Origin of the sequence: Methanosarcina sp. DH1, from assembly GCF_020804205.1 — an archaeon.
Lineage (GTDB): Archaea > Halobacteriota > Methanosarcinia > Methanosarcinales > Methanosarcinaceae > Methanosarcina > Methanosarcina vacuolata.
In genome coordinates, this window is sequence record NZ_WJBJ01000015.1 from 22,320 (window position 1) to 28,319 (window position 6,000).

The following is a 6,000-nucleotide window of genomic DNA, read 5'->3' on the forward strand; positions in this document are numbered from 1 at the left end:
GTTTTGGTAAGAAGAAGTTTTGGTAAGAAGATTGCTAAGAAGATTGCTAAGAAGAAATTTTGTTAAGAAGATTGGTAAGAAGAAAAAGTTATCTAAAAAAGGAAAGCCTTAGACGGATAGATATTTCTAAATTATAAGGCTTCATTACCCTTCATTACTGAAACAGATGATATATTTTGTTCCCTGATCCCTCTTAAGCTCTATACGCCCGCCTATTTGTTTGGCAAGAATATTTACAAGCTGGAGCCCCAGGGAGTCGGTATTTTTAAAGTCGATTTCTTCGGGAATTCCTATTCCGTTATCGGCTACTGTAAGTATGTAACGGAAATTATTGTTTATACAGTCCTTATAATCCGTATATTTCCCCTCATATGGACAGTAGTTATCCGAACATGAAGTCCCGTACTTTGCAACTAAAGTTTCAGCTTTGAAAAAATTTATGCTGACTTCGCCTCTTTTTCCCGCGGGAAAAGCATGCTTCAGGGAATTTGAAACGATCTCGTTTACAATAATTCCAAGAGGGATGGCAGTATTCATGCCCAAATAAACCGGTTCAAGGCTCAATTTGAGGCTTATATTCCTGTTTCCCACATTATAGGAATTGAAAAGATCTGTGGTTAGTTTTCTTAGGTAGTCTGAGAAATCAAAAGCATCCATATTTTCACTCTCATGAAGTCTCTCATGGATCATCGCAATAGATTCAACTCGATTCTGGCTCTCCCTGAAGGCTTCGAGTACCTCTTTATCTTCGAATTTTTCTGCCTGCAGGCTGAGGAGAGATGAGATTACCTGAAGGTTATTTTTTATGCGGTGGTGAACCTCTTTTAATCGAATTTTGTCTATTTTTTCCAGAGTTTCCTCAGCCATTTTGCGTTCAGTGATATCATAAACCAGCCCCTGAAACTTTCCCGAACTTTCGGATTCATCCGATATTCTCTGGAGAATCTCACGGACCCATTTTATCTCTCCATCTTTTTTCTTTATCCTATATTCGCTTTCAACGATAGAATTAAGATTTAGCTTTAGTTTATCCTTTTTTTTAGAAATAGCAGGGCGGTCTTCAGGTATTATTATTTCCTGCCAGGCAACTTTTCCAGATAGAAAATCCTGCTTCGGATAGCCTGTCATTTCCTCAACAGGACCATATAGAAATATCAATTTAAAATCTTTATTAAACTGAAATCCAATTCCCTGAAGATTTTGCATATAGGAACTATAACTGTCTAGCCCATCTTTGGGATTGTCTTCTTTAGCACTTCGGTTCAGATATCTCTTGTTTATCGTTCTGTAAATATGACCATACTCGTCCCCAAAGAAAATGGCTTTCTGCCTGAAATCTTCTTCTCGGTGTTTAAGCTCACTAAATAAAAAACTGCAAGGTTCTTCGAACCCGATATCTACGATTGCTTTATAGACCAGATAAATAGACAATAATTTAAAGAAGAGACCTAAAATTCCCAGAGCCTCGCCCGTTTGACTGTCGAATGCAAATAAGAGTGACACAGAACCTGTAAGAACCAGGGAGACTGAGAGTAAATTAAAAACTTTTTCTTCGAACCTATCCCTGACAATGTACAGGAAAAAAAGTGAGCAGAGAAGCATGAAAGAAATTAAGTATCCGCTTGCTACTTTGAATTGAGTAAATACTGAATCCTGAAAATAAGAAGCCGGGAAATTTTCGGTAAAAAATATTGAAATCAGGCAGGTAACACTGATTACTGCGTATACAAGAAATGCCTTCCAGGCAAAAATTGAGCTTTCAAGGGTTTTGACATTCCTCTCCTGCCTCTCTCCAGTGCGTATCAAAAACAGCGGAGCTATCAGAAAAGAAGTGCTTTCCAGGAATCTTGAAATGGTCCAGAACTGAGCAGTCAGGTTTGTACCAAATCCGGGAAATGCCTCCGTGCGGTGGAACGCAAGTGCACTCAGAAAGTCAAAACTCCCTACAAAAAAGTAGCTAACCCCCAATATCAGAAGGTATCGGTTTTCCAGGCGACTTCTCGCCTTCCAAACAATAAGAAATATTACGTATGCAAAGTAGACGCTGAACAGTTCTATTACTATATGGAAGTGGAGGTAATTGTTAAGGCTAATTAGATAGAGCAAGATAACTATGGTTATCCAGACCAGTAATTCGTAGAAGTCTACATTTAATATGTTTTTCCTTACAGCTGGAATGTTCAATCACCCCCTTGCACCTAACGCCTCAAGAATTCATGAGCTTCATATAAAACTTAATATTCAAATTTACAAAGTGAATGTAACGTCGAGTAAATGATTGTAATGTCGAGTAAATGATTGTAATGTCGAGTAAATGATTGTAATGTCGAGTAAATGATTGTAATGTCGAGTAAGTGGTTGTAACGTCGAGTTATACTGAGTTTAATTCAATTTTATACCTGAATAATCTGCAAATAACGGAATCGGAAGAGTAAAAAGCATTGCAGAAACGAGAATAAGAAGAATCCCAGAGGCATTATACACTGTTTATTGTATTTTCCGATACCTACAGCGCAGACGATATGCTCCCCCAAGTATACCGATCCCGAGAAGAATCATCAATGGTCTCCAGGCAATTCTTTACTTGTTCACACTCAACTCACTTCCCAACTCACTTCCCAACTCACTTCCCAACTCACTTCCCAACTTCATGAGATATAAAGAGCAGAAATTATTTTAAATTAATTATTCAAAAAATTGTCTATAAGTAAAAAATAATATGGCTTAAAAAATTTTGTACACCTGATAAAATTTATTACTTAATTAAAACAATATAAAATATTTTACTATATTTGGTCACTCAGTTATATTCTGTGTCCTCTATATTGCCAAACCGAATTACGAATTTTGTTCCTTTACTTCTATCAGGCTTATATATGCGACATATACTCTGAAAAGTTCTACCAGAATATGAACCAGAATATGAAAAAGAAGATGGTTACTGAGATTGATTAAGTAAAGGACACTAATTATAGCTACCCAGAGTATTACTTCATAGGGCTCGACCAGTGTCCGCTTTTCCACTACAGAACAGGCAAATAGCTAGAAAAATAAATATCTTCAAATTTTTACTTTTTTCTGGGCTCCATTTCAAAGAGGAGTAATTATATAAATTTTAAGCATAAATTTCATACTCTATACGTTTAAGGGTTTGAATATATATTCTATATAATATTGTTTATTATCAATTAATCCAGTTCGACAGGGGGTTGAGGAACAAATGGCACTCTTTACAGACAGGGTGGATGCCGGGAAAAAGCTTGCAAAAGAACTTTCAAAATATGCAAATCGTTCAGATGTATTGATACTTGCTCTCCCGCGTGGTGGGGTTCCGGTGGCGTTTGAAGTTGCAAAGGAACTTAATGTAAAAATGGATGTGTTTATAGTAAGGAAACTGGGGGTTCCGGGAAATGAAGAGCTGGCAATGGGAGCAATTTCTTCTGATAATATCCGTGTGTTGAATGAAGACATTGTCAGGTCTTTTCAGATACCTGAACGGGTAATTAATATGGTAGCTGAGAACGAGCTCAAAGAACTTGAACGCAGGGAACGCACTTACCGTGGAGATAGTCCCAAGCCTGAGATTAGCGGCTCGATTGTGATTTTAATAGATGACGGGCTTGCTACAGGTGCGACAATGCGTGCAGCTGCATCTGCCATTAAAACTAAAAACCCGGCCAAAATAGTGGTTGCAGTGCCGACTGGTGCACGCGATACATGTGAGCTTTTCGGAAGGGAGGTAGATGAAGTAATATGTATAGCTACCCCTGAACCGTTCTATGGGGTCGGCGCCTGGTACGGAAACTTCAGTCAAACCACCGATGAAGAGGTCTGCGAACTTCTGGATAAAGCAAGAGCCCTTCCGGCAAGATAATGGTAACATTTAATATTTTAAAATAAGGTTTGAGATTTTTAAGATGCAGGTTTACAATTAATTGTAAGGTCATTTTGGGGGAAGGCCATTTGGGGGGTCGGCATGAGAGAATTATCAAGTAAAGGTAAAAGTAGTAGTGAAATCCAAATTCCAATTGATTCTATTACACTTGAAGGAAACCTCACAATTCCTGAAGGAGCAAAAGGAATTGTTGTTTTTGCACACGGAAGCGGGAGCAGTCGCTTCAGTCCTCGGAACCGGTATGTTGCGCAGAAACTTCAGAAAGAAGGTCTTGGAACACTGTTATTTGATCTGTTGACAGCTGAGGAAGAGAGAATTGATATGATAACTGCTCGTCTCAGGTTTGATATTGACCTGCTTGCAAATCGGCTTGTTAACGTAACAAACTGGCTTTTAAGCAATCCTTATACTAAAAAACTCAGTATCGGTTACTTTGGTGCCAGTACGGGGGCTGCAGCTGCACTCATAGCTGCAAAAGAGCATGCGAATATTATAAAAGCGGTAGTTTCCAGAGGGGGACGGCCCGATCTGGCTGAAAAAGCCCTGCCGGACGTAAAGGCACCAACATTACTTATTGTAGGTGGGGAGGATTATCAGGTAATAGAAATGAATCAGTGGGCGTTAGGCCAATTGAAGGCTGAACAAAAAGAACTTCAGATTGTTCCCGGGGCAACTCATCTTTTTGAAGAACCGGGCACGCTAGAAGAAGTCGCAAATCTGGCTGGAGAATGGTTTAAAAGATATCTCCTGGAGAAGAAAATAACACTCATGGAAGAGAAATAACAAGTTAGCAACAAAATGCTGGATAAACACACATTGGGTCAATCCCAAAACTAATATTACCTGGAATTATACAGTTATGACTCATGAGCCTATCATTTTATTACCTGTTGTGTTTTTTGATACAGTGAAAATAAGAGCTTCTGTAACAAATAATTAACCTCTTTCTTTACGACTTTTTTTATTTGCAATCTATTTCTCGCTAACATACTTTCGCATACTTATCACTCGTATTATTCTCCACGCTTGTTTTGAAGGTATTTGTTCAGGCTTTTTCAGTTACTCATTTTTTACCCGGATTCTTTATACTATGTAGAACATTCGTTTAATTTATTCACTCACAGTATCTCCGAATAATATCTGGCTTTTGCATACGACAAGCTAATATTAATGACAAAAGTAGAATTGTTCCCATATTTTGTTGCGGGGTCACTATCAATAGCTCCCTGCTGCTCCATTGACCTACACCTCCACGTCACTGGTTCAATGGAGGTGGCCGCTTATTTACACATTTTTGTACCTTTTCAAGCATTCTTCATACATGTCTATCATGAATACCTTGAAACTCTCCTCTTCTTTATACAGGATAATCCATAGCAGTTGCAATACCTGTTCATAAGCGAAGTAGAAAAATCGAACATTTACATCTGTTGATTTGGATTTGATACGTGCCTCATCCTGAATTCTAAAACCAGTCTCAATTCTCCATCTTCTTTTATATGATGCAATAATATGGTCAAGATCAATTGTAGACTGATTAGTGGCGAATGCCCAATCATATGATTTGTCGCTTTGTTTATCGAATATTTGTTTCAGCAATGCCAGAGTGGTTTCACCTTTCAGAACCGTTTTATTTATGTTGAGCTTGAATTTGTATTGCATTGTTTTCTTTTCAGCTTCTTCCATTTGAGCAAGTTCTTTTCTAATTTTGGGGTTTTTTGGGACAAAAATCAGATATGGATACTTTGAATTGGAAAGTGTCAGCATGAGTTCTTTGCTGTAGAATCCCCTATCAAACAAAATTAGAGAAATCGATTTTACAATTGGTTCAATGACTGTAAGGCACCATGTCACAGTATATGCCATATTGTGCCCCATCCTAACCGGAACTGAAATAAGGGGAATTTTTTGTGGAATATCTGAACTGACAATTGAACATGTCAAGAATTTGAATTTCCCAGATATTCCATGTTCTCCAGTCCATCCATGTATCCAGAAACCTTGAGGGTCACCATAAAAATCTTCATCTGTATAATCAAAGGCTAATACAACTTCTTTTTCTTGAAGCCAAAACTTTGTTCCCAAGATTTTGACCGTTTCTAGAT

At 38.0% G+C, this 6,000-nt stretch carries 5 protein-coding genes; 2 read left to right on the top strand and 3 right to left on the bottom strand.

The features are described 5' to 3' along the window. Positions 1-144 precede the first annotated feature (144 nt). A complete protein-coding gene (locus FXW07_RS07400) occupies positions 145-2,184 on the bottom strand; it encodes an MASE3 domain-containing protein (RefSeq protein WP_229394889.1) in 2,040 nt (679 codons plus the stop codon). A 654-nt stretch (positions 2,185-2,838) separates the two neighbouring features. Beyond that, positions 2,839-3,024: a hypothetical protein gene (locus tag FXW07_RS07405; protein ID WP_229394890.1), complete on the bottom strand. Its 186-nt coding sequence runs from the start codon at positions 3,022-3,024 to the stop codon at positions 2,839-2,841. Between the two features lie 196 nt (positions 3,025-3,220). Here FXW07_RS07405 and FXW07_RS07410 point away from each other — a divergent pair, with 196 nt between their 5' ends. Together FXW07_RS07410 and FXW07_RS07415 are read left to right on the top strand one after the other, a co-directional pair. Beyond that, a complete protein-coding gene (locus tag FXW07_RS07410; protein ID WP_048122024.1) occupies positions 3,221-3,874 on the top strand; it encodes a phosphoribosyltransferase in 654 nt (217 codons plus the stop codon). A 102-nt stretch (positions 3,875-3,976) separates the two neighbouring features. Beyond that, entirely contained in the window at positions 3,977-4,678 is a 702-nt protein-coding gene (locus FXW07_RS07415; RefSeq protein ID WP_229394891.1) for a dienelactone hydrolase family protein, read from the top strand. A gap of 501 nt (positions 4,679-5,179) precedes the next feature. Here the strand turns inward: FXW07_RS07415 and FXW07_RS07420 are convergent. Next, on the bottom strand, positions 5,180-6,000 hold an 821-nt coding region (locus tag FXW07_RS07420; RefSeq protein ID WP_229394892.1), incomplete at its 5' end, for a transposase.

Excerpts from the sequence above, each read along its gene's own strand:
- FXW07_RS07410 (WP_048122024.1), top strand. The coding sequence starts at position 3,221 with ATGGCACTCTTTACAGACAGGGTGGATGCCGGGAAAAAGCTTGCAAAA.
- FXW07_RS07415 (WP_229394891.1), top strand. The coding sequence starts at position 3,977 with ATGAGAGAATTATCAAGTAAAGGTAAAAGTAGTAGTGAAATCCAAATT.